Genomic DNA, 24,526 nt, shown 5'->3' on the forward strand with positions numbered 1-24,526 from the left:
AACTACAAAACGGGAGGAAATATTTATGATAACTGCACAGATGGTAAAAGAGTTAAGAGAAATAACTGGAGCAGGAATGATGGACTGCAAAAAGGCTTTATCAGAAGCTAATGGAGATGTAGAAAAGGCTATAGAAGTTCTTAGAGAAAAGGGACTATCTGCTGCTGCTAAAAAAGCAGGCAGAGTTGCTGCAGAAGGATTAGTTTATACTTATATTTCTGAAGATAAGAAAAACGGTGCTATAGTTGAAGTAAACTGTGAAACTGACTTCGTTGCTGCTAATGAAGAGTTTAAGACTCTTACAGAAAATATTGCTAAGCAAGTTGCTAATTCAAATGTAGCTACAGTTGAAGAATTACTAGAACAAAAATACATAGGTGATGAAAATACTACAGTTAAAGATACTTTAACTAACTTAATTGCAAAACTTGGAGAAAACATGTCTATAAGAAGATTCGACAAATTTGCAGTTGAAAGTGGAGCAATCCAGAGCTATATTCATGGCGGCGGAAGAATTGGAGTTTTAGTTAAACTTGAATGTGAAAATGAAAGTCCAGTACTTGCAGAAGTAGCAAAAGATGTAGCTATGCATGTAGCAGCAGCAAATCCTTTATTCCTAAACAAAGACTTTGTAGATCACGAAACTTTAGATAAAGAAAGAGAAATATACAGAGTTCAAGCTTTAAATGAAGGAAAACCAGAAAAAATCGTTGATAAAATGGTTGAAGGAAGAGTTCAAAAATATCTTAAAGAAGTTTGCTTAGTTGAACAGGTTTGGGTAAAGAATCCTGATTATACTATTACAAAATACCTTCAAGAAAAATCTAAGGAAGTAGGAGCTGAAATGAAAATTTCTGCTTTCGTTAGATATGAAAGAGGAGAAGGTATAGAAAAGAAAGAAGAAAACTTCGTTGAAGAAGTTATGAAGCAGATTAAGTAATAATTTAAAAGAGAACACCCGGTGTTCTCTTTTTTTGAAACCAAAATGCTGTATTTTAAAAATTACTATGTAATTTTTAACAACTTGGAGGTATAATATATGTGTAATGTTAAGTATAAAAGAATCATGTTAAAGCTTTCAGGAGAAGCATTGGCAGGAGAAAAGGGTTATGGTATAGATTTTGAAGTAGCCCAAAGAATAGCGCAAGAAATTAAAGACTTAGTAAATATGGGAATAGAAGTAGGAGCTGTAGTTGGAGGAGGAAACATCTGGAGAGGTAGAAATGGCAATGGAATGGATAGAACTACCGCTGACTATATGGGAATGATGGCTACATGTATAAATGCATTAGCTCTTCAAGACTCATTGGAGCAAATGGGCGTTAACACAAGAGTTCAAACTGCTATTGAAATGAAAGAAATAGCTGAGCCTTTTATAAGAAGAAGAGCTATGAGACATTTAGAAAAAGGAAGAGTAGTTATATTTGCTGCTGGAACAGGAAATCCTTATTTTTCTACAGATACTACTGCTGCACTTAGAGCAGCAGAAATAGAAGCAGATGTTATATTACTTGCTAAAAAGGTAGATGGAGTTTATGATAAAGACCCTCATAAGTATAGTGATGCTGTAAAATTTGATAAGCTAACTTATATAGATGTACTAGAAAAAGGGTTACAGGTTATGGATTCTACTGCTACTTCTTTATGTATGGATAATAATATTCCTATATTAGTATTTGGCCTTGAGTCTCCTGGCAATATTAAAAAAGCTATAATGGGAGAAAAGATAGGTACTATAATATATAAATAATAAGGAGAGGTATTTTTATGATTAAAGACATACTTAAAGCAGCTGATGAAAAAATGCAAAAAACAATTGCAGTATTAAAAAAAGAGTTAAGTTCAATGAAAGCTGGCAGAGCAAATCCAGCTATGCTTGACAAAATTGAAATTGAATACTATGGAACTATGACACCAATAAGCCAAGTTGGAAGTATTACTATACCGGAAGCAAGAATATTACAAATACAGCCTTGGGATAAAACTGCTATAAAAGCTATAGAAAAAGCTATTTTAAAGTCTGATTTAGGATTAAATCCTTCTAATGATGGAACAATAATAAGATTAATGATACCTGAATTAACTGAAGAAACAAGAAAGAATCTTGTAAAAACAGTTAAGAAAACTGCTGAAGAAACTAAAATTGCTATAAGATCTATAAGAAGAGACTGTAATGAAAAAATTAAGAACTTAAAAAAGGGATCAGAAATATCTGAAGATGAAATTAAGAAAGCAGAAGAAGATATCCAGAAGAAAACTGATAACTTTATAAAGGAAATTGATAAGATATTAGAAGCAAAAGAAAAAGAAATTATGACTGTATAGTATTTTATTAAAAACCTGCGAAATCGCAGGTTTTATTAATAAGGAGAACATGGAGTGATGATTTGTGTGGAAGTTATTTAGTAATAGAAATCAAGAGAGTGAAGATATTTCTTTAGATGAAAATAATATACCTAGACATATTGCTATTATAATGGATGGGAATGGGAGATGGGCTAAGCAAAGAAATCTTCCACGTTCTATGGGACATAAAGCAGGTGTAGAAAATATTAGAGAAATAGTAAAAGAGTGCAGTAACTTAGGTGTAAAATATTTAACTTTATATGCATTTTCAACAGAAAATTGGAAGAGGCCAGCAGAAGAAGTAAATGCACTTATGAAACTTTTAGTAGAATACTTGAAAAAAGAAGTAGAGGAACTGCACAAAAATAAAGTTGTTGTTAAATCTATAGGGGAAATAGAGAGTTTGCCTAGCATTTGCAGGGAAGAACTTAAAAATGCTTATGAAAAAACTAAAAACAATACAGGCTTAGTACTAAATTTAGCATTAAATTATGGCGGAAGAGATGAAATTTTAAGAGGGATAAAACTTTTATATGAAGATTTAAATACGGAAAAGATAATACTAGAAGATATAAACTCGGAAGTGTTTTCTAAATATCTTTATACAAAAGATATTTGTGATCCAGATTTAATTATAAGACCAAGCGGAGAGCAAAGAATAAGCAATTTTTTATTATGGCAATGTGCTTATTCTGAATTTTGGTATTCTGATATAAAGTGGCCGGATTTTAAAAAACAACATCTTCATAAGGCTATATATGATTTCCAAAATAGAGATAGAAGATTTGGAGGTATAAAATAATTATTTAAGGAGCTGATTGTATGAATAGTAGATATATAGGAGCCCTAATAATATCTCCATTTATTATATTTTTATTTATAGGAGGTATGTTTTTAAAATATTTAGTTTTGATTTTATCATTATGTGGTATGTATGAGTTCTATAAGGTATCTAAAGAAAAGAATATAAATCCTATTTCTTGGATAGGGTATGTAATTTGTATCATATATTATTTATATCCAAATAATATGGATTTTGATAGTTTGTTTTTTATAATAATATTTGGAGTTTTGATTTCACTGTGTATTCCTGTATTAAATAAAAGTCATAATTTTATTGATATATCGGTTACATTTTTAGGATTTTTATATATAGGGGTTTTCTTTAGCTTTATAGTAATGACAAATAGCAAGGAATATGGAAATTTATTTGTATGGTTTATTTTTATATCTTCTTGGGTTTGCGATACCGCAGCGTATTACTCTGGTAAATTTTTTGGGAAAAGAAAACTATGTCCAGAAGTAAGCCCTAAAAAGACAGTAGAAGGATCCATAGGAGGCTTTTTAGGAAGTACCATTGCTTGTGGAGTATTCGGGATGTTTGTAATTAGTAAAGGAGTTAATGTTCCTTTAGTACATTTCTTTTTACTAGGAGCACTATGTGGAATCATTACTCAGTTTGGAGATTTAACAGCATCTTCTATAAAGAGATATGTAGGAGTAAAAGATTATAGTAACTTAATTCCAGGACATGGGGGAATATTAGATAGATTTGATAGCATACTTTTTGCCTCATTGGTAGTATATTATTATATAACATTTATAATGAGGTTGTAATATTGATATATAAAAACAAAAATCAAAATAACTCAATGTATTTAAAATTAATATATTGTGCAATATCTATAATAGTAGTTATATTTTTAACTTTGATTTTCAAGAAATACTTTAGGCCATTTTTAATAACTGCTATGCTATTATTATTTTGTTATCCAATTTATAATATATTAATTAAGTCAAATTTTATAAGTAAGAAAATAAGTGCAGTAATCACTATAGTTGTTATAAACATATTATTTATGGTATCTCTATTTTTTATAGGAAGATGGATTTATAGTATAAGAAGTATAATTATTGATACTTATTATTCGCTTTTAAAATCCATAGAAAACATAAGTATAACTTTTAATTTAAATGTACAAGAACTAAATGAAAAAATGGAAAGCTATTATTTAAGTTTATTAGATAGTAGTTTTCTTAAAAGAGGGGCAGCTTATACTACCGATAGTATTTTGAATTATTTCATAGGTAATATAACTGCCTACTTTATTTTAGTAGATAGATATGTTATATTAAATGCTATTAAGAAGTTTTTTCCATTAAATATGAATGAAATCTTAGAAGAAAAATGGAAAGACATGAAGATGTTTGTAAAAATAGAGATGATATTAATACTTGTTACTACTGTAGAAACAATATTAGGATTATGGGCGCTTAATATAGAGAACTTTTTTATACTAGGAATTATCTGTGGCATACTGGATTTCCTGCCTTATGTAGGAACTATTATTGTATTTTTTCCAATTGTAATTTATAAAATAGTTTGTAAAAATTATATAATTGCATTTGGACTTATTTGCTTATATATATTACTGATAATAATGAGGCAAGTAATGGAAGCGAGGTTTATGAGCAGTAAATTTAAAATACATCCGTTAATTGCAATATTATCTCTTTATTTAGGATTAAAAACTTTTGGATTAATTGGAATATTTATGGCACCGGTTTGTGTTATAATATGCAAGAGTATATTAGAGAGCAAGACATAAAAGGAGAGATTAAAGGTGAAAAACATATGTATACTTGGAGCTACTGGTTCCATCGGAACTCAAGCTTTAGATGTGATAAGAAATGATGATGAACTAAATTTAATAGCTGTATCAGCGAATACAAGTTGGCAAAAAATCCTATTAATATTACAGGAATTTAATTTAGAATATGTGGCTATGATGGATCAAACAGCTTACGAAAAGGTAGATGAATACTGCAGAGAAAAGGGCTTGAAAACAAATGTATTATATGGGATTGATGGATCAAATGAAATAGCCTCTTTACAAAAGGTTGATATAGTTTTAACTTCAGTGGTTGGAATGATAGGACTTGAGCCGACTTTAAAGGCTATAAGAGCGAAGAAGGATATAGCCTTAGCAAATAAGGAAACATTAGTAGTTGCGGGAGAATTGATAACAAGAGAAGCCAAAAAATATAATGTTAATATACTTCCTGTGGATTCAGAACATGGTGCCATTTTTCAATGTTTAAGAGGAAATAAGGGAGAGGATGTAGAAAAAATAATACTTACTGCTTCAGGGGGACCATTCAGAGGGAAAAGAAGTGATGAATTAAGAAATGTAACAGTAAAAGAAGCCTTAAATCATCCTCGTTGGAGTATGGGGAAAAAGATATCTATAGATTCAGCTACTTTGATGAATAAGGGATTAGAAGTAATAGAGGCTCATTTTCTATTTGATTTAGATTATAATAATATTGAGGTAGTAGTTCATCCTGAAAGCATAATACATTCCATGGTTCAGTATAAGGATGGAAGTATTATAGCACAATTATCAGTAGCAGATATGAGACTTCCTATACAATATGCTTTAAACTACCCACTTAGAAAAAAATCTATCATTGATAAGTTGGATCTTTTCAAGACATCAATGTTAACTTTTGAAAAGCCAGATATAGATACTTTTAAGCCTCTAAAACTTGCTTATGAAGCAGGAAAAATTGGAGGAACTATGCCAGCTGTTTTAAATGCAGCAAATGAGGCAGCGGTTGATTTATTTATAAAAGGTCATATAAAGTTTTTAAAAATCGGAGACATATTAGAAGAAAGTATGAATAAGTTTGATATTAGTTATTCCTATGAGTTAGAAGATATAATAAATTTAGACAGATGTGTTAAAGAATTCGTATATAGTACATATCGATAATTCATACATAAATTTTAAGGAGGAATATATAGTGAACATAATTTATATACTAGGCGCATTATTTGCCTTTAGTCTTTTAGTAATAGTGCATGAATTTGGGCATTTTATGATGGCAAAATTAAATGGAGTAAAAGTAGAGGAATTTTCTATAGGAATGGGTCCTAAGCTTTTTGGAGTAAGAAGAGGAGAAACAGAGTATTCTATTAAGCTTCTTCCTATAGGTGGATATGTAAAAATGTTAGGAGAAGATGGAGAAGTAACATCGGATGAAAGAGCTTTTCAAAATAAATCCCCTTTAAGAAAACTCAGTGTAGTATCAGCGGGGCCTATCATGAACATTATACTTGCTGTGATTTTATATTCAATAATAGCAGGTAGCAGAGGGTTCTTAGTCCCTGTAGTAGATAATGTGGTTCCAGGTAATCCAGCAGACTTAGCGGGTATAAGAAAAGGTGATAAAATAATTCAAGTAAATGAAAAGGCTATAACCACATGGGAAGACTTTGTAACTCAAGTTTATAATGCAAATGGAAGTACTATAAGTGTAATTTATAAAAGAGGGGAAGAAACTAAGTCCTCTACCATTACTCCTGTTAAAGATGAAAAGGAAAACAGATTTGTAGTGGGAGTTTATCCAACACTTGTAGAAAATCCAGGGGTAAGTGAATCTATAAAATATGGATTTATTGAAACTACGTCATTAGTCAAGCAAACCTTTGGATTCTTTAAAACATTATTTACGGGAGGAGCTTCTGTAGATGATTTTGGAGGACCTGTAACCATTATGAGAGTATCTGGAGAAGCTGCTAAGGCAGGATTTTTAAGTTTGCTATCCTTTGCGGCGTATTTAAGTGTTCAATTAGCCATATTTAATATAATTCCTTTCCCAGCATTAGATGGAGGATGGATAATATTATTCTTAATTGAGTTTATTACAAGAAAGAAAATTGACAGTAACAAGGTAGGGGTATTAAATTATATTGGATTTGTTATACTCATAACACTGATGATCGTAGTTACAATAAAAGATATATTATATCCCGTAAAATTCTAGGAGTTGATTGATATGATAAATAGAATAAACACAAGAAAAGTAAAAGTAGGAAGTGTATTTGTTGGAGGAGATGCACCTATCTCAGTGCAATCCATGACAAATACTGATACAAGGAATATAAAAGAAACAATAAGTCAAATAAATAGCCTGCAAAAGGCAGGTTGTGAAATTGTAAGGTGTGCGGTACCAGATATGGAAGCCGCAGAGGCGTTGAAGCATATTATAAAGGAAGTGACTATACCTGTAGTAGCGGATATACACTTTGATTATAAGTTGGCATTAACTTCTATTGACTGTGGGGTTTCTGCATTAAGAATAAATCCGGGAAACATAGGAAGTATAGAAAGAGTTAAAATGGTAGCTGAAAGGGCGAAGGAAAAGGAAATTCCTATAAGGATTGGTGTGAATTCCGGATCCTTAGATAAAGATTTACTAAACAAGTATGGAAAAGTATGTTCTGAAGCTTTAGTTGAAAGTGCATTAAAACATGTAAAAATATTAGAGAATATAAATTTTAAAGATATAGTGGTCTCGATAAAATCTTCTAATGTTTTGGATATGATTGAAAGCTATAGATTAATTTCGGAAAAATCAAATTACCCTCTACATTTAGGAGTAACAGAAGCTGGCACCCCTTGGAGGGGAACTATAAAATCTAGCATAGGAATTGGAGCTTTACTATCTGAAGGTATAGGAGATACTATAAGAGTTTCACTCACAGGAGATCCTGTAGAAGAGGTAAAGGTGGGCATTGAAATATTAAAGGCTCTACAAATTAAAAAGCAAGGTATTGAAATAATATCTTGCCCAACCTGCGGAAGAACTGAAATAGGGTTAATAAATATAGCTAATGAAGTAGAAGAAAAGATAAAAGATTTAGATAAAGATATTAAAGTAGCTATAATGGGATGTGTAGTAAATGGGCCTGGTGAGGCAAGGGAAGCAGATATAGGTATAGCAGGGGGAAAAGGTGTAGGACTTATATTTAAAAAAGGTGAAATGTTTAAAAAAGTAAAAGAAGAAGATTTGGTTGAAGAGCTATTAAAAGAAATAAATAAGATGTAGGGCAGAAACGCATGACTCCTATATTTAATTTATAAATTCAAGTTTTGCTTGAAATAACAAATGTTGTATGATACAATGGAAAAGGTGTAAAGTTACTGATAATACATTAGCTGAGAAGAGTGGGTCTAAACCCGCTCTTTCTATTTATTTGAAACGCAACTATATTGTTGCGTTTTTAAATTAACTGGATACTTAGTATTTTATTGCAGGTTACTGCAAAATATATACATAAGGAGGGATTACAATGAAAAAAGAAGGTATTGTAAATAATATAGAAGTTTTAGTTTTTCCTATAACTCAAAGATTAGGGTATGAACTATATCATGTTGAATTTGTAAAGGAAAATGGAGAGAATTATTTAAGAATATACATAGATAGTGAAGATGGAATAAACTTAGATGATTGTGAAAAGGTAAGCAGGGAAGTAAGTGAAATGCTAGATGTAGAAGATCCTATTACTGATAGCTATTATTTAGAAGTTTCTTCTCCAGGAATAGAAAGAGAATTACATACAGATGCACACTTGGAGAAATACATTGATAATTCTATTACAATAAGGTTAGCTTCTGCATTTAATGGTAAGAAAAAGTTAGAAGGAACTTTAAAATCCTTTACTGATGAAGATATTACTTTATTAGATAAAAACAAAGAAATAGTTATACCAAGGGATAAGGTTTCTAAAGTAAACTTAAGGGTTGAGTTTTAATAAGGAGGGTTCATAAGAAAATGAATGAGGAATTCATAGAAGCTTTGAAAGAAATAGTTAAAGAAAAGGGCATAAGCGAAGATCTTATATTTAGTACTATAGAAGACGCGTTGGTTGCAGCGTATAAAAAGAATTATGCTAAGCAAGGGGCAAATATTCAAAATGTAATAGTAAATATGAATAGGGAAACTGGAGAAATAAATGTATTCTCTAGAAAAATAGTAGTTGAAGAAGTCGAAGATGAATTCAATGAAATATCATTAACAGATGCCAAAGAGTTAGATCCAAGATATGAAATAGATGAAGTAGTGAATATAGAAGTAACTCCTAAAAAATTTGGTAGAGTAGCAGCTCAAGCTGCAAAGCAAGTTGTTATTCAAAGAATTAAGGAAGAAGAAAGACGAATTGTATATAATGAGTTTTTAGAAAAAGCTTCAGATATAATTACAGGAACTGTTATTAGAAAAGATAAAGGTAATGTTTTTGTAAATCTTGGGAAAGTTGAAGCTGTTTTAGGACCAAATGAACAAATGCATGGAGAACAGTATAACTTCAACGAAAGACTTAAGCTTTATATAGTAGAAGTAAAAAATACTACTAAAGGAGCTCAAGTTGTAGTTTCCAGAACACATCCAGGTCTTGTAAAAAGATTATTTGAATTAGAGGTTCCAGAGATATACAGTGGTGTAGTAGAAATCAAGAGTATATCAAGAGAAGCAGGGTCTAGAACAAAGATAGCTGTATATTCAAATGATGAGGATATAGACCCTATGGGAGCTTGTGTAGGACCTAAGGGAACTAGAGTTCAAAACATAGTAAATGAACTTAAAAATGAAAAGATTGATATAATAAAGTGGAGTAAACTTCCAGAAGAGTACATTGGAAATGCTTTAAGTCCAGCTAATGTTTTAGATGTAACTATAGATGAACAAAATAAATCTGCAAAAGTTGTAGTAGATGATAATCAACTATCTCTTGCTATTGGTAAAGAAGGCCAAAATGTAAGACTTGCTGCAAAACTTACAGGATGGAAAATAGATATAAAGAGCAAGTCACAAGTAACGGAATAAAACTGGAGAAGGAAGGTGGTTTAATATGAAGGTAAAAAAGGTTCCTCAAAGAATGTGCACAGGATGCATGGAGATGAAACCCAAAAAAGAACTTATAAGAGTAGTAAAAAGTAAAGAGGGAGAAGTTTCTATAGACTTGACAGGAAAAAAACCTGGAAGAGGTGCATATATCTGTAAAAGTGTAGAATGTTTAGAGAAGGCTTTTAAAACGAGAAAACTAGAAAGAAATCTAGAAACCACCCTTAGCCAGGAAGTTCATGAGAAGTTAAAGGAAGAGATAAGGGATGAAAGATAAATTATTAAGTTTTTTAGGAATTGCTAAAAAAGCTGGAAAAGTTATAGAAGGTTATAACAAATGTGAAGAAGCTGCATTAAAAAACAGATGTTTTTTACTTATAGTTTCATCAACCTGTGCACCAAATACCATAGAAAAATTCTTAAGAATATCAGAAAAAAAAGATATTTTTATAATTAATCATTATTCCACAGAGGAGCTATCTAGCGCCATTGGAAGAGAAGGTATTGGAATAATTGGTATAAGTGACAGTTCAATGGCAAATAAGATTTTGGAATTATGGAAACAAGGTAATAATATTTAGTTTCGGGGGTGAACATTTTGTCAAAAATAAGAGTTTATGAATTGGCTAAAGAATTAAATATTTCAAGTAAGGAACTTATAACCTTACTACAAGAAGAATTTAATGTAGAAGTAAAAAACCATATGAGTGTAATAGAAGATGAGGATGCTCAACTTATAAAAGAGCTGTATATGGAGAATACTAAGGGTGAAAAAAGTTCTGTAAAGATTGAAGACGATATAGAAGAAAAATATGGAGTTCTTCAGGAAGAAAAAATAGAAGAAGAAATAAAAGTTACAAAGATTAAAGGTAAAAAGGGTAAGGAAGAAAAAGCGCAACAGGATTTATTAGCAGAAGAAAGTGAAGAAATAGTAATAGAGATGGAAGATACTATTACTGTAAAAGAACTTGCAGATAAGCTAAAGAAACCTTATACAGAAGTTATAAAACAGCTTATATTTATAGGAGTTATGGCTTCATTGAACCAAGAGATAGATTTTCAAACAGCAGAAAAGTTAGGAGAAAAGTTTAATGCTTTTGTTGTTCAAAAGGAAAAAGATTTAACTTTAGAAGTAGTAGAACCTGAAGAAGATGAAGAAGAGGAAACATTAAATGAAAAGAGACCTCCAGTAGTAACAGTTATGGGTCACGTTGACCATGGTAAGACTTCACTTCTAGATGCAATAAAGAAATCTAAAGTTGCAGCTTCAGAAGCTGGTGGAATAACTCAGCATATAGGAGCTTACACTGTAAACATAGGTGATGAGAAGATAACATTTTTAGATACTCCAGGACATGAAGCATTTACTTCAATGAGAGCACGTGGTGCTCAAATAACAGACATAGTAATACTTGTAGTAGCAGCAGATGATGGTATAATGCCTCAGACAGAAGAAGCTATAAACCATTGTAAAGCAGCTAATGTTCCAATAATAGTAGCTATAAATAAAATGGATAGACCTGGAGCAAACCCTGAAAGAGTAAAGCAACAGTTAGCGGAAAGAAATTTACTTGCTGAAGATTGGGGCGGAGATACAGTAACTGTTCCTGTTTCTGCACATACAAGAGAAGGTATAGATAGCTTACTTGAAATGGTAGTATTAACTTCAGAGATGTTAGAACTTAAAGCTAATGCACAAAGAAAAGCAAAAGGAACTGTAATTGAAGCAAAACTAGATAAAGGTAGAGGAGCAGTTGCATCTCTATTAGTACAAAATGGTACTTTACAAGTAGGAGATTCAATAATTGTTGGAAGTACTTATGGTAGAATAAGAGCAATGTTTGATGATAAGGGTAAAAAGATAAAATCAGCTGGACCATCAATACCAGTTGAAATACTTGGACTTTCTGAAGTTCCATCAGCAGGTGATAGATTCCATGTAGTTAAGGATGAAAAAACTGCAAGAGAAATGGCTGAAAAGAGAAAAGAAAAGGATAGAAATGAATATTTACAATCTCACAAGGTATCCTTGGAAGATCTTTATAGTCAAATAAAAGAGGGAAAAATAAAAGAATTAAATATAATAGTAAAGGCTGATGTACAGGGTTCTGTAGAAGCAGTAAAACAATCATTTGAGAAGTTGTCTACAGATGAAGTTAAAGTAAGAGTAATACACGGTGGAGTAGGCGCTATAACAGAAACAGATGTATCACTTGCAAATGCTTCAAATGCAATTATTATTGGATTTAATGTAAGACCTGATAACAATGCTACTGCACTCGCTGAAAAAGAAAGCGTAGATGTAAAGACATATAGAGTTATATATACTGCTATAGAAGATATAAAATCAGCTATGGTTGGAATGCTAGAGCCTGATTATAAAGAAGTAATACTTGGAAGAGCCGAAGTTAGACAGCTTTATAAGATATCTAATGTAGGAACAATAGCTGGTTGTTATGTTTTAAACGGAAAGATAACAAGAAATGCTAGTGTAAGAATAGTAAGAGATGGAATAGTTGTATGTGAATCAGCACTTGACTCCTTAAAAAGATTTAAAGATGATGCAAAAGAAGTAGCTACTGGATATGAATGTGGTATTATGGTAGAAAAATTCAATGATCTAAAAGAAGGAGACATAATTGAAGCATATACAATGGAGGAAATCAAAAAAGATAAGCTATAGAATTTGAGGTGATATTATATGGCAAAGCATAGAGCAGGGAGAATTAATGAGGAAGTTAGACGAGAAGTATCAGATATAATACAGCGTGAATTAAAAGATCCTAGAGTAAACACCATGGTAAGTGTAACTAAGGTAGATGTTACAAAGGATTTAAGTTATGCTAAAGTGTATGTAAGTATTTTTGGGGATGAAGAGTCTAAAAATATTACGCTTCAAGCTCTAAAAAACTCCTCAGGATTTATTAGAAGAGAAGTAGGGCATAGAATAAAATTAAGAGTTACTCCGCAGATACTAATAGAACTAGATAATACTATAGAGCAGGGAATGCATATAGATGAAATTTTATCTAAAATAAAAAAGGAGCGGGATAGAAATGATAATGAATAATATTCTATCCCTTATTAAGAAAAGTAATACAATAGGTATTACTTTTCATACTTCTCCAGATGGTGATTCATTAGGGAGTTCTTTAGGCTTGTTGCAAGCATTAAGAAGACTTAATAAAAATGCTTATATTATATGTAAAGAGGAAATTGAAAATACTTTTAGTTTCTTGCCTTATAGCACTGAGATAAATGGAAATGTTAGTACCGTAAAAGAGGGAACAGATCTTGTTATAGTGTTGGATTGCGGAAACTTTGAAAGAGTAAATGCAATCTTAGATATGAAAAATAAAAATTATACATTAATTAATATAGATCATCATATATCTAACGGCCTATATGGAGATTTAAATTTTGTAGATACTAATTCCTCTTGTATGGCTGAAATAGTATATCAAATGTTAAGATCACTTGGAGTAGAAATAGATCAAGATATAGCTAAGTGTCTTTATACATCTATATTAACAGATACAGGAGCATTTAGATACTCTAATACTACCTCTGTTACTCATGCTATAGCTGGTGATTTGGTAAATACAGGGATAGATTTTAGTGCTATACATAGAATTATATTTGATAATAAGGAATTTGTAAGATTTAAGCTTTATGGGGAAGTATTTAATAAAATGGAGCTTATTAATAGTAGCATTTGCTTTATGGAAGTAACTCAAGAAATGTTTGAAAAATATAATATAGATCCATGTACAGATACTTCAGATGTAGTTTCCTTTGGTAATCAAATTGAGGGCGTAGAGGTAACTGTTTTATTTAAGGAAAAGCAAAATGAAGTTAAATTAAGTATTAGATCCAAATCAAAAGTAGATGTAAGAAAAATAGCTGAAAATTTTGGGGGCGGTGGCCATATAAGAGCAGCGGGGGCTGTTATTAAGGGCAAATCTCTAAAGGAAGCTAAGGAAGAATTACTAAAAATTATACAAAAAGAGTTGATATGATGAATGGAGTAATAAACGTATATAAACCTTCAGGTATTACTTCTTTTGATGTGGTAAGAACTATAAAAAGGCTTTCTAAAACCAAGAAAGTAGGTCATACCGGAACTTTAGACCCTATGGCTTCGGGAGTACTTCCAGTATGCATAAATAATGCTACAAAAATTGTAGATTACATAATGCAAAACCATAAAGTATATAAAGCTACCTTAAAGTTAGGGGTTACAACAGATACTTATGATAGAGAAGGAAAGATACTTTCTGAAAGTGAACTTAATAATATAAGTGATAAAGACATAGAAGAAGTTATTAAAGGTTTTGTTGGAGATATAGAACAAATGCCTCCTATGTATTCAGCATTAAAGGTTAATGGAAAAAGACTTTATGAACTAGCACGAAAAGGCATTGAGATAGAGAGACAAAAAAGAAAGATAACTATATATGACATAAATATAGAAAATATAGATATCCCATATGTTGAATTTACTGTTAAATGTTCTAAAGGAACTTATATAAGAAGTCTATGCTATGATATAGGAGATGTTTTAAAAGTTGGAGGAGCTATGTGGGATTTAGAGAGAGTTGAGACGGGGACTTTTTCTATAGAAAATTCCATAGCTTTAGAAGATTTAAATGAAGAAAATATTGAGAATTTTATTATACCTATAGATGAGGCTTTAACGTATAAATCTATGGTGTTTAGCAATAAATTTGAAAAGCTCCTTTTGAATGGAGTTACTATACAAAATCCTTTTATAATTAAGGATATAGAGGAAAATATATTATATAAGGTATATATAGAAGATAGATTTATAGGAATAGGAAAAAAGACTGAAAAAGGTTTTAAAGTAGAAAAATTACTGATTTAGAGGTAATAATATGGATTTATTGGGAGAAGAAATAAATAAAAAAATACCTTATGATACTTATATAGCATTAGGAAGTTTTGATGGCTTACATTTAGGACATAGGGCATTAGTGCAAAAGGCCATAGAAGTGGCAAAGAAAAATAAAGGCAAAAGTATGATATATACATTTAAAAATCATCCTTTGTCTATTATAAATAAAGAGATAATGCCTAAATTACTAATGGATAATGATATGAAAATAAGGGTTTTGGATCACATAGGAGTGGATTATTTAAGCTTAATAAATTTCAGTAGGGAGTTTATGGAAATTTCTCCTGAAGATTTTATTTCTAATATAGTTGAAAATTATAATGCAAAGGGTATTATAGTGGGATTTAACTATAGATTTGGATATAAGAACTTAGGAGATATAACACTTCTTAAGAAATTAAGTGTTAAATATAATTTTAAGCTTTATGTGATAAATCCCATAAAACAAAATAATGAATTAATATCTAGTTCACGAATACGAAATATAATATCCGAACAGGGAGATATTAAAAAAGCTAATTCCATGCTGTATGTACCATTTTCTATAGAGGGTAAAGTAGTAAGAGGAAGGCAAATTGGAAGAGAAATTGGCTTTCCAACTATAAATTTAGACTATAATAAAGATTATGTTATACCTAAGGGTGGAGTGTATTCTACTATTGTAAAATATAAGGATAAGTTTTATAAAGGGGTGACCAATATAGGGTATAACCCAACTGTTGAAAACCAAAAACTTAGCATAGAAACCCATATATTAGATTTTAATAACAATATATATGATGAAACCATTAGAGTCTATTTTACAGGAAGAATAAGAGATGAAAAGAAATTTGATTCTCTAGAAGAATTAGCTTGTAGGATAGAAAAAGATAAGGAATACGTGGAAAAGCAAAATTTACAATTAATTTCAAAAAACAATTTACTTTTATAAGCTTATTTGATATACTTATTCAAGTGAACCTTACTCTATGATTACTGGATTGCCGTCGGTATTCTTGGAGAAAGGGGATTTAACAATTGGAGGTGTATTTTAATGGAAAAGGCAAGAAAAGAAGAATTATTAACTAAACACGCAAGACATGAGGGAGACACTGGTTCACCAGAAGTGCAGATAGCACTTTTAACTGAAAGAATCAATCACTTAAATGCTCATTTAAAGCTTCACAAGAAGGATCATCATTCAAGAAGAGGTCTTCTAATGATGGTTGGTAAGAGAAGAGGACTTTTAAATTACTTAGAAAAGAAAGATATTGAAAGATATCGTGCTATTATTAAAGAATTAGGATTAAGAAAATAATATCACTAAGAGCGGCTCAGCCGCTCTATTATTTTGAATTAAGTAATTAAATTTGTATAAAAAATACCAAAAAAAACGATAATAATAGTGTAAATATCGAAGGGAGGTAAATTATGAATCATATGCTTGAAACTACTTTAGCCGGAAGAAAACTTAAAGTAGAGTTTGGGAAGGTAGGAATGCTTTCTGATTGTGCTATACTTGTAAGTTATGGTGAAACAGTAGTACTTGTAAACGCAAATGCATCTAAAGAACCTAGAGCGGGAATTGACTTCTTTCCGTTAAGTGTAGAATATGAAGAAAGACTTTATGCAGTAGGTAAAATACCAGGAGGTTTTATAAAAAGAGAGGGTAGACCTTCAGAGGATGCTATACTAACTGCTAGAGCTATAGACAGACCTTTAAGACCGCTATTTCCTAAGGGATATAGAAATGATGTACAAATAGTATGTACGGTTGTATCAGTTGAACAAGATAACTCACCTAATATATTAGCTATGAATGGTGCTTCTTTAGCTTTATGCCTATCTTCAATTCCTTTTACTACACCAGTTGGAACAGTTTCTGTAGGGTTAGTTGACGGAAAATTTGTACTAAATCCAATTCAAAGTGAAAGAGAAAAGAGTATTTTAAATTTAACTGTTTGTGCTACTAAAGAAAGAGTTACCATGATAGAAGCAGGTGCAGATGAAGTTGATGAAGAAACTATGTACAATGCTATTATGTTTGGTTTCGAAGAATGTAAGAAAATAGTAGCTTTTCAGGAAGAAGCTATGCAGAAGTTTGGAAAGGAAAAAATTGAACCTGTCTTACATAAGGTAGATGAAAATTTAGAACAGGAAGTTAGAGATTATGCTTTCCAAATGGTAAAAGATGCAATGTATATAACAGATAAAGATCAAAGAAATGTTGCTATAGATGAAGTGCGCAGCAAGGTTTCAGAACAATTTGGAGAAAAGTATCCTGAAAATGGTGCTGATATAGCTGATGTAGTATATAAACTTCAAAAAGAAACTGTTAGAACTATGATTTTAAAAGAAGGAAGAAGACCAGATGGAAGAGGATTCGATCAAGTAAGACCTATAAGTTGTGAAGTAGGACTTTTCCCAAGAACTCATGGTACAGGTTTATTTACAAGAGGGCTTACTCAAGTTATGACCGCAGCTACCATTGGACCATTAGGTGATGTTCAAATATTAGATGGAATTGGTGAAGCAGAATCTAAAAGATATATGCATCATTATAATTTCCCATCTTATAGTGTTGGAGAAGTTAGACCTCTTAGAGGACCAGGTAGAAGAGAAATTGGTCACGGTGCTTTAGCTGAAAAAGCATTAGAACCTCTTATTCCGTCTGAAGAAGATTTCCCATATGCAGTTAGATTAGTTTCTGAAGTATTAAGTTCTAATGGATCTACTTCTCAAGCAAGTGTATGTGCTAGTACTTTAGCATTATTAGATGCAGGAGTACCAATTAAAAGACCAGCAGCGGGTATTGCTATGGGACTTGTAACTAGCGATGATTTATCAGAAGAAGAAGTATTAACTGATATACAAGGTATTGAAGACTTCTTTGGAGATATGGACTTTAAAGTAGCAGGAACAGAAAAAGGAATAACTGCTATACAAGTAGATACTAAAATCAAGGGATTATCTAATGAATGTATAAGAAAGTCCATAGAAGATGCAAGAACAGCGCGTTTATTTATACTAGGAAAGATGAACGAATGTATTGCTGAGCCAAGAAAAGAAATGTCTCCTTATGCTCCAAGAGTATATACTATGACTATCGATCCAGAAAAGATAAGAGATGTTATAGGAGCAGGCGGTAAGACTATAAACAAGATAATAGCAGAAACAGGAGTAAAGATTGACATTAAGGAAGACGGAAAGATATACATCTTATCTGATGATAGCATAGGAGCGAATAAAGCTCTTAAGATAATAAATGATTTAACAAAAGTTGTGGAAGTAGGAGAAATATATTTAGGTAAGGTAACAAGAACAACTAATTTTGGAGCCTTTGTTGAAATTCTTCCAGGTAAAGAAGGATTAGTGCATATATCTAAATTAGATTTCACAAGAGTTAATAAAGTAGAAGATGTAGTTTCAGTAGGCGATGAAATACTCGTAAAAGTAACAGAGATAGATGATCAAGGAAGAGTAAATCTTTCAAGAAAAGATGCTATGAAACCTGAAGTAGATGATCAGCAACAACAACCAGAAAAAACAATTGATAAATAAAAAATAGAAGGGCTTTGTGCCTTTTTATTTTTTATAATTTATAGAATTGTGGGAGGCTAACAATGTATAATTTAGTTACGCTTAATAATGGGTTAAAGATTGCATTAGAAAAGATAGATTATGTAAATTCTGTTAGTGTAGGACTATGGGTAAAAAATGGGTCAAGAAATGAAAACACTTATAGCAATGGTATTTCACATTTTATAGAACATATGTTTTTTAAAGGTACATATAATAGAAATGCTAAACAAATAGCGGAATCTATAGAAGATGTAGGTGGTCAAATTAATGCTTTCACCGGAAAGGAAAGTACCTGCTATTATATTAAAATATTAGATAGTCATATTGAATTGGCTCTAGATGTTATATCAGATATGCTTTTTAATAGCAAATTTGACAAAGAAGATATAGAAAAGGAAAAGGGCGTTATAATAGAAGAAATAAATATGAATGAAGATTCGCCAGAGGATGTACTTATGGATCTTCATAGTAAAGCTATTTGGGGAGAAGAAGCAATTGCTCTTCCTATTTTAGGATCTATAAAGACAGTTTCATCATTTACCAAAGAACAAATATTGGAATATATTAACGCTCGTTATGTTCCAGAAAATTGTGTTCTTTCTATTGCAGGTAAGTTTGATATAGATAAAATAGAAAGTTTAGTGGAAAAATATTTTGGCAATTGGAAGTACAATGAAAATGAAGCTATAAATCATAATAAACCTAATATTCTTCATAATCATTTATTCCAAGAAAAGAAAATTGAACAATTACATTTAAGTTTAGGGCTTAATGGAATAGAAATGGGACACGAGGATGCTTATGCTCTTATATTATTAAATAATATTTTAGGTGGTGGAGCTTCTTCTATTTTATTTCAAAAGATAAGGGAAGAAAAAGGAAGATGTTATTCTATATATTCTTATTTAAGTTCTTTTAGTAATACAGGAATAATATCGATTTATACTGGATTAAATCCTAAGTATTCCTTAGAAGTAGTAGAACTTATCAAAGAAGAGGTAATCAAATTTTCTAAAACCACTATTTCAAATGAAAGACTTATAAAGGGCAAGGAACAAATGAAGGGTAATTACATTTTAGGACTGGAAAGTACCAGCAGCAGAATGTTTAACAATGGGAAATCCACATTATTTTTAAATAAAATAAATAAACCTGAAGATATAATTAAAAAAATTGATTCTATAGACATGGAAAAAATACAAAGAGTAATGGAGTATACCTTTAAAAATGGTATATTAAATTCTGCTTATGTAGGAGATAAATTGGATTTAGATGGGATTAAATCATTATTAGAAGGGGATATAACCTTATTCAAAAGTGACAATAATGATATAATTGTGTAGTATTTAGTATTGAAGTAATAATTCCTTAATATATTTCATATTATTTTATGAAATATATTAAGGAGGGCTTATAGTATGGATGACGATATGAAGCTATATAGTCAAATAGAAAGATACGAAATAATAAATATTAATGATGGGGATAAATATAGCTATTTATCTAATAATGATGTAGTAATTGATGAAAATGGAAATTTTAAATTGCTTATTTTAAACGATGTTAAAACCAAATTTAGCTTATTTGGCAAAAGTGAATTTATAGAAGTACCTTGGGAAAATGTAAAAAAGATAGGTTCAAGGACTATAATACTAGATGTGGATGAAAAAACCTTAAAAAAGACACGTGTATAATTGGAGGGATGTAGATGAAAATAGTTGTGCAAAAGTTTGGGGGAACATCTGTTTCAACTAAAGAAAGAAGAGAAATGGTAATAGAAAAAATATGTGAAGCAAAAAAGGAAGGCTTTTTTCCTGTAGTGGTAGTTTCAGCTATGGGAAGAAAGGGAGAGCCCTACGCTACAGATACACTTCTTTCGTTAGTAAGTGATAAGCTAAAGGATGAAAATAAACTTTGTATAGATTTGCTTATGGGTTGTGGTGAAATTATAAGTACTGTTGTTATGACAGATGACTTATTAAATCATAAGGAAAAAGCTATTCCATTAACAGGAGGACAGGCTGGCATTTTAACTGATGATAATTATGGGAATGCCAATGTATTAAATGTAAATCCTGAAAATATATTAGAGGTTTTAAAGGAAGGTAACATTCCTGTAGTAGCAGGTTTCCAAGGTATAAGTAAAAAGGGATATATTACGACTTTAGGTAGAGGTGGAAGTGATGTAACTGCAGCATTACTTGGAGTAGCTCTTAATGCTGAACAAGTAGAGATTTATACTGATGTTGATGGTATAATGACAGCAGATCCTAGAATAGTTTCAGATGCCTCTTTAATCAAAGAAATAAGTTATAATGAAGTATTCCAATTTGCAGATCAAGGAGCTAAGGTTATACATCCTAGGGCAGTAGAAGTTGCCATGAAATCCAATATTCCTCTGGTAATTAAAAATACTTTAAGTACCTCAAAGGGAACTACTATAAATAACAATGGAGATTTAAAGGTAGATAATATTATAACCGGTATTACTCATATGAGTGATAGAACTCAAGTGAGAGTTAGCTTAAAAGAAAATAATGAAAATGAAAACTACTATGAACTTTTAAATGTACTAGCACAGAATGGAATAAGTATAGATTTAATTAATGTGTTTCCAGAGGAAAGTGTCTTTACCATAGATGGAAAAGATATAAGTAAATTTGACCACATAATGAAAAATCTAAATCTTTTATATACCTATACAGAAAATTGCAGTAAGATTGCTATTATAGGAAGTCGTATGAGAGGAATTCCAGGAGTAATGGCTAAAATTTTAAACTATTTGAATAAGGAAAATATAAAAATATTACAAACAGCCGATTCTCATACAACTATTTGGTGCTTAGTAGAAAGTGAATATACTAAACAAGCTATAAATGCTCTGCATAGAGGATTTAAACTAGGAGAAATAAAATAAATTTATAGTATAATCTTTCCCCGTATGCACAAAATAATTTGTGTCAGGAGGGGAACAAAATGATTAATGAAAAAGACCACAGAGAAGATATAAGAAATGAAGAGTTAGAGAATATAAGGGAATTAGGTGTAACAAATATTCCTGTAAAAGATGATAAAATATACGTATTGCCTATTATAGGGCAGATAGAGGGGCATAACATGGTTCCTCCGCAAAGTAAAGCTACTAAATACGAACATGTTATTCCTCAATTAGTTAATATAGAAATGAACAGTAACGTTGAAGGAATACTTGTAGTATTAAATACTGTAGGTGGTGATGTAGAGGCTGGGCTTGCTATTTCAGAAATGATAAATAGTTTAAGTAAACCTACAGTATCACTTGTAATAGGAGGAGGCCACTCTATCGGAGTTCCGCTTGCGACATCTTCGGATTATTCATTTATTTCTCCTACAGCAACTATGATAATTCATCCTATAAGAATGAATGGCCTGGTGATAGGAGTGCCTCAAACTTTTGAATATTTTAAAAAAATGCAGGAAAGAATAAATGATTTCATAGTAAGAACTTCTAAGATAGAAAAAGATACTCTGCAAGAATTATTAACTAAAACAGATAATTTATTAAATGATATGGGTACTATACTTATTGGTAAAGAAGCGGTACAATCAGGCCTCATAGATGAAGTTGGGGGAATAAAAGAAGCAATAGATAAGCTTAAAACATTAATAAATGAAAAGAAATCAACACCATAGGATCTTCCTATGGTTAATTTTTGTATAGACAAGCTTCTTTATAATAATTAAAATAGGTTATAGGAATACAGGGAGGTGAGTTATTTGGCAAGAAAAAAAACTAAAAGAAAAGCTAAAGATAATAAAGACAATAAAGAAATTAAAGGTATAATTTCTATTACTATTGGAATATTGATGATAATAAGTGTGTTTTCTCCAGGAGAATCTGGTGCAATAGGAAGATTTATAAAAAACGTTCTTATTTTTATATTTGGATTGGGTGCATTTGTTTTCCCGTTTTTAATAGTTTTCATAGGCATTTGTTTAATACTTAGAAGAGGGAAAATAAACTTTAATAGTAAGTTTTATGGTATAGTCCTTTTTATATCCAATACTCTTTTGCTGATACATATGGCATCTATTGATAAACCTGCTTTAGAAAACGGAATAATTTCTAGTATGCAAAGATTATATTATTCTAATTCTATAATGCACGGGGGAGTACTTTGTCATATAATTGATATACCTTTATATAATTTGTTTGGTAAGCTTGGAAGTATTGTAATATTTATTGCTATATATATTATATCTTTTATAATGGTAAGCCAAATATCTTTATATAATGTAATAGAGGAATTAAGAAATAAAAAGAGAGAACAAAAGAACATAAAGAAATTGATAGAGGAAAAACCTGAAGAATTAGTAGCTTATGATAGCGATGAGGAAGTTGAGAAAAAGGAAAATAAACTAAAAGTTATAAACTTATTTAAAAGTTCCACTATAGAAGGAGATAAAGATGAAAGCCCAGAAAAAAATCTGGTGGAAAAAGAAAGGCAAATAAATATTAAATTTAGTAGTGAAAATAATACTAAGGCTGTGGATGAAGATATACATAAACAATTAGAAAATGAAATGAATAGAGAAGATGATTTTCAAGCGGACTATGAATATTCTTATCCTCAATTAAATCTTTTAAATGCTAATATAGCTTCTAAGTTAAATAAGGAAGATAAAAAGGAACTTATAGATAATGCTAACAAACTTGAAGAAACCTTATCTAGTTTTGGAGTAGAAGCTAAAGTAATACAAGTAACCAAAGGACCATCTGTTACAAGATTTGAGCTTCAACCAAATTCTGGGGTAAAGGTAAGTAAAATAGTAAATCTTTCTGATGATATAGCACTTAGTTTAGCAGCTTCAGGAGTGAGAATAGAAGCCCCTATACCAGGTAAGTCTGCTGTAGGCATAGAAGTGCCTAATAAAGAACTAACTTCTGTTTATCTTAGGGAAGTGTTAGAATCTGATGAGTATAAAAATTTTAATAAGAATTTAGCATTTGCACTTGGAAAAGATATAGGTGGAAATTGTGTAGTTACAGACTTAGCTAAAATGCCACATTTACTTATAGCAGGAGCTACAGGTTCGGGTAAAAGCGTATGTATAAATACACTTATAATGAGCTTGCTTTTTAAATATTCACCTGAAAATGTAAAACTGCTTATGATAGATCCTAAGGTGGTAGAACTTAGTATATATAATGGGATTCCACATCTTTTAATACCTGTAGTTACAGAACCTAAAAAGGCCGCAGGAGCTCTTAATTGGGCAGTTAATGAGATGACAAGAAGATATAAAATATTTGCAGAAAATAATGTAAGAAATATAGAAAGCTATAATGACTTATATGAAAAAGGGAAAATAGATAAAAAGTTACCATTGATAGTTATGATAATAGATGAATTAGCTGACTTAATGATGGTGTGCCCAAATGATATAGAAGACTATATAGGACGTCTTGCACAAATGGCAAGAGCAGCAGGTATGCATCTTGTGATAGCAACTCAAAGGCCTTCTGTCGATGTAATTACTGGGGTTATTAAAGCAAATATACCATCTAGAATATCTTTTGCAGTTTCCAGTCAGATAGATTCGAGAACAATACTCGATATGGCAGGTGCAGAAAAACTTTTAGGAAAAGGTGATATGCTTTTTTATCCTACAGGTGAAGCAAAGCCGCTTAGAATACAAGGTGCATTTATTTCAGAGGAAGAAGTAGAAAAGGTAGTGGAATTTATAAAAAACGCTCAAGAAGAAGTAGAATATGAAAATAGTATTATAGAAGAAATAAATACAGTTACAAAGGTAAATGAAGATGATAAGGATGAATTATTAGATGAAGCAATGAGAATAGTAATAGAAACTAGTCAAGCTTCAACATCTCTTTTGCAAAGAAGGCTTAGAATAGGTTATAATAGAGCAGCTAGAATAATAGAACAATTAGAAGAAAGAGGAATTATTTCCGGTAGAGACGGAAGTAAGCCAAGGCAAATACTAGTAGATAAAGATAATATGGAGTAGGAGGAC

General features: G+C 30.9%; 25 protein-coding genes. All 25 read left to right on the plus strand.

Annotated features, from left to right (window positions below):
• Positions 1-25: 25 nt before the first annotated feature.
• The gene (gene tsf, locus DP68_RS06445) at positions 26-940 is read left to right on the plus strand and encodes a translation elongation factor Ts (RefSeq protein ID WP_035307628.1); all 915 of its coding nucleotides are present in this window, start codon (positions 26-28) and stop codon (positions 938-940) included.
• Positions 941-1,039: 99 nt separating this feature from the next.
• Positions 1,040-1,750 (plus strand): UMP kinase, encoded by a 711-nt coding sequence (pyrH, locus tag DP68_RS06450; protein ID WP_035307630.1) that lies wholly within the window; start codon positions 1,040-1,042, stop codon positions 1,748-1,750.
• Positions 1,751-1,767: 17 nt separating this feature from the next.
• The gene (frr, locus tag DP68_RS06455) at positions 1,768-2,325 is read left to right on the plus strand and encodes a ribosome recycling factor (RefSeq protein ID WP_035307632.1); all 558 of its coding nucleotides are present in this window, start codon (positions 1,768-1,770) and stop codon (positions 2,323-2,325) included.
• 64 nt (positions 2,326-2,389) lie between these two features.
• The gene (locus DP68_RS06460; RefSeq protein ID WP_035307634.1) at positions 2,390-3,148 is read left to right on the plus strand and encodes an isoprenyl transferase; all 759 of its coding nucleotides are present in this window, start codon (positions 2,390-2,392) and stop codon (positions 3,146-3,148) included.
• Between the two features lie 20 nt (positions 3,149-3,168).
• A complete protein-coding gene (locus DP68_RS06465) occupies positions 3,169-3,963 on the plus strand; it encodes a phosphatidate cytidylyltransferase (protein WP_035307636.1) in 795 nt (264 codons plus the stop codon).
• Between the two features lie 2 nt (positions 3,964-3,965).
• Entirely contained in the window at positions 3,966-4,955 is a 990-nt protein-coding gene (locus DP68_RS06470; protein ID WP_052085672.1) for an AI-2E family transporter, read from the plus strand.
• A gap of 15 nt (positions 4,956-4,970) precedes the next feature.
• Entirely contained in the window at positions 4,971-6,122 is a 1,152-nt protein-coding gene (dxr, locus tag DP68_RS06475; RefSeq protein ID WP_035307638.1) for a 1-deoxy-D-xylulose-5-phosphate reductoisomerase, read from the plus strand.
• A gap of 40 nt (positions 6,123-6,162) precedes the next feature.
• Positions 6,163-7,176 carry an RIP metalloprotease RseP gene (gene rseP, locus DP68_RS06480; RefSeq protein WP_035307911.1) on the plus strand — a complete coding sequence of 338 codons (1,014 nt, stop codon included), beginning with the start codon at positions 6,163-6,165 and terminating at the stop codon, positions 7,174-7,176.
• Positions 7,177-7,191: 15 nt separating this feature from the next.
• On the plus strand, positions 7,192-8,241 hold the full coding sequence (gene ispG / locus DP68_RS06485) for a flavodoxin-dependent (E)-4-hydroxy-3-methylbut-2-enyl-diphosphate synthase (RefSeq protein ID WP_035307912.1): 1,050 nt from the start codon (positions 7,192-7,194) through the stop codon (positions 8,239-8,241).
• 244 nt (positions 8,242-8,485) lie between these two features.
• On the plus strand, positions 8,486-8,947 hold the full coding sequence (gene rimP / locus DP68_RS06490) for a ribosome maturation factor RimP (protein WP_035307640.1): 462 nt from the start codon (positions 8,486-8,488) through the stop codon (positions 8,945-8,947).
• 20 nt (positions 8,948-8,967) lie between these two features.
• On the plus strand, positions 8,968-10,017 hold the full coding sequence (nusA, locus tag DP68_RS06495; protein WP_035307642.1) for a transcription termination factor NusA: 1,050 nt from the start codon (positions 8,968-8,970) through the stop codon (positions 10,015-10,017).
• 25 nt (positions 10,018-10,042) lie between these two features.
• On the plus strand, positions 10,043-10,312 hold the full coding sequence (locus DP68_RS06500) for a YlxR family protein (RefSeq protein WP_035307643.1): 270 nt from the start codon (positions 10,043-10,045) through the stop codon (positions 10,310-10,312).
• Positions 10,302-10,616, plus strand: a complete 315-nt coding sequence (locus DP68_RS06505) for a ribosomal L7Ae/L30e/S12e/Gadd45 family protein (protein WP_035307644.1) — start codon at positions 10,302-10,304, stop codon at positions 10,614-10,616. The genes DP68_RS06500 and DP68_RS06505 overlap by 11 nt, the downstream gene beginning before the upstream one ends.
• A gap of 17 nt (positions 10,617-10,633) precedes the next feature.
• A complete protein-coding gene (infB, locus tag DP68_RS06510; RefSeq protein ID WP_035307646.1) occupies positions 10,634-12,718 on the plus strand; it encodes a translation initiation factor IF-2 in 2,085 nt (694 codons plus the stop codon).
• A gap of 18 nt (positions 12,719-12,736) precedes the next feature.
• Positions 12,737-13,105: a 30S ribosome-binding factor RbfA gene (rbfA, locus tag DP68_RS06515; protein ID WP_035307648.1), complete on the plus strand. Its 369-nt coding sequence runs from the start codon at positions 12,737-12,739 to the stop codon at positions 13,103-13,105.
• Positions 13,092-14,054, plus strand: a complete 963-nt coding sequence (locus DP68_RS06520) for a bifunctional oligoribonuclease/PAP phosphatase NrnA (protein WP_035307650.1) — start codon at positions 13,092-13,094, stop codon at positions 14,052-14,054. The genes rbfA and DP68_RS06520 overlap by 14 nt, the downstream gene beginning before the upstream one ends.
• Complete coding sequence (truB, locus tag DP68_RS06525; protein WP_035307652.1) at positions 14,054-14,920, plus strand: tRNA pseudouridine(55) synthase TruB; 867 nt, start codon at positions 14,054-14,056, stop codon at positions 14,918-14,920. Before DP68_RS06520 ends, truB begins: the two co-directional genes overlap by 1 nt.
• 10 nt (positions 14,921-14,930) lie before the next feature.
• A complete protein-coding gene (locus DP68_RS06530) occupies positions 14,931-15,881 on the plus strand; it encodes a bifunctional riboflavin kinase/FAD synthetase (RefSeq protein ID WP_035307654.1) in 951 nt (316 codons plus the stop codon).
• A 102-nt stretch (positions 15,882-15,983) separates the two neighbouring features.
• On the plus strand, positions 15,984-16,247 hold the full coding sequence (gene rpsO / locus DP68_RS06535; RefSeq protein ID WP_035307656.1) for a 30S ribosomal protein S15: 264 nt from the start codon (positions 15,984-15,986) through the stop codon (positions 16,245-16,247).
• Between the two features lie 113 nt (positions 16,248-16,360).
• A complete protein-coding gene (locus DP68_RS06540; RefSeq protein WP_035307658.1) occupies positions 16,361-18,490 on the plus strand; it encodes a polyribonucleotide nucleotidyltransferase in 2,130 nt (709 codons plus the stop codon).
• Positions 18,491-18,552: 62 nt separating this feature from the next.
• Positions 18,553-19,854: a pitrilysin family protein gene (locus DP68_RS06545; protein WP_035307660.1), complete on the plus strand. Its 1,302-nt coding sequence runs from the start codon at positions 18,553-18,555 to the stop codon at positions 19,852-19,854.
• 75 nt (positions 19,855-19,929) lie between these two features.
• On the plus strand, positions 19,930-20,205 hold the full coding sequence (locus DP68_RS06550) for a YlmC/YmxH family sporulation protein (protein ID WP_035307662.1): 276 nt from the start codon (positions 19,930-19,932) through the stop codon (positions 20,203-20,205).
• A gap of 14 nt (positions 20,206-20,219) precedes the next feature.
• On the plus strand, positions 20,220-21,428 hold the full coding sequence (gene dapG / locus DP68_RS06555; RefSeq protein WP_035307664.1) for an aspartate kinase: 1,209 nt from the start codon (positions 20,220-20,222) through the stop codon (positions 21,426-21,428).
• Positions 21,429-21,487: 59 nt separating this feature from the next.
• The gene (locus DP68_RS06560) at positions 21,488-22,183 is read left to right on the plus strand and encodes an ATP-dependent Clp protease proteolytic subunit (RefSeq protein WP_035307666.1); all 696 of its coding nucleotides are present in this window, start codon (positions 21,488-21,490) and stop codon (positions 22,181-22,183) included.
• 84 nt (positions 22,184-22,267) lie between these two features.
• Positions 22,268-24,520: a DNA translocase FtsK gene (locus tag DP68_RS06565; protein ID WP_035307668.1), complete on the plus strand. Its 2,253-nt coding sequence runs from the start codon at positions 22,268-22,270 to the stop codon at positions 24,518-24,520.
• Positions 24,521-24,526: the final 6 nt, after the last annotated feature.

This window comes from Clostridium sp. HMP27 (genome assembly GCF_000765165.1).
Taxonomy (GTDB): Bacteria; Bacillota; Clostridia; order Clostridiales; family Clostridiaceae; genus Clostridium_AK.

Bases quoted from the DNA above. Each gene is read 5' to 3' on its own strand.
- tsf (WP_035307628.1), top strand. From the start codon at position 26: ATGATAACTGCACAGATGGTAAAAGAGTTAAGAGAAATAACTGGAGCA.
- pyrH (WP_035307630.1), top strand. From the start codon at position 1,040: ATGTGTAATGTTAAGTATAAAAGAATCATGTTAAAGCTTTCAGGAGAA.
- frr (WP_035307632.1), top strand. From the start codon at position 1,768: ATGATTAAAGACATACTTAAAGCAGCTGATGAAAAAATGCAAAAAACA.
- DP68_RS06465 (WP_035307636.1), top strand. From the start codon at position 3,169: ATGAATAGTAGATATATAGGAGCCCTAATAATATCTCCATTTATTATA.
- rimP (WP_035307640.1), top strand. From the start codon at position 8,486: ATGAAAAAAGAAGGTATTGTAAATAATATAGAAGTTTTAGTTTTTCCT.
- nusA (WP_035307642.1), top strand. From the start codon at position 8,968: ATGAATGAGGAATTCATAGAAGCTTTGAAAGAAATAGTTAAAGAAAAG.
- DP68_RS06500 (WP_035307643.1), top strand. From the start codon at position 10,043: ATGAAGGTAAAAAAGGTTCCTCAAAGAATGTGCACAGGATGCATGGAG.
- DP68_RS06505 (WP_035307644.1), top strand. From the start codon at position 10,302: ATGAAAGATAAATTATTAAGTTTTTTAGGAATTGCTAAAAAAGCTGGA.
- rbfA (WP_035307648.1), top strand. From the start codon at position 12,737: ATGGCAAAGCATAGAGCAGGGAGAATTAATGAGGAAGTTAGACGAGAA.
- DP68_RS06520 (WP_035307650.1), top strand. From the start codon at position 13,092: ATGATAATGAATAATATTCTATCCCTTATTAAGAAAAGTAATACAATA.
- truB (WP_035307652.1), top strand. From the start codon at position 14,054: ATGAATGGAGTAATAAACGTATATAAACCTTCAGGTATTACTTCTTTT.
- DP68_RS06530 (WP_035307654.1), top strand. From the start codon at position 14,931: ATGGATTTATTGGGAGAAGAAATAAATAAAAAAATACCTTATGATACT.
- rpsO (WP_035307656.1), top strand. From the start codon at position 15,984: ATGGAAAAGGCAAGAAAAGAAGAATTATTAACTAAACACGCAAGACAT.
- DP68_RS06540 (WP_035307658.1), top strand. From the start codon at position 16,361: ATGAATCATATGCTTGAAACTACTTTAGCCGGAAGAAAACTTAAAGTA.
- DP68_RS06545 (WP_035307660.1), top strand. From the start codon at position 18,553: ATGTATAATTTAGTTACGCTTAATAATGGGTTAAAGATTGCATTAGAA.
- DP68_RS06550 (WP_035307662.1), top strand. From the start codon at position 19,930: ATGGATGACGATATGAAGCTATATAGTCAAATAGAAAGATACGAAATA.
- dapG (WP_035307664.1), top strand. From the start codon at position 20,220: ATGAAAATAGTTGTGCAAAAGTTTGGGGGAACATCTGTTTCAACTAAA.
- DP68_RS06560 (WP_035307666.1), top strand. From the start codon at position 21,488: ATGATTAATGAAAAAGACCACAGAGAAGATATAAGAAATGAAGAGTTA.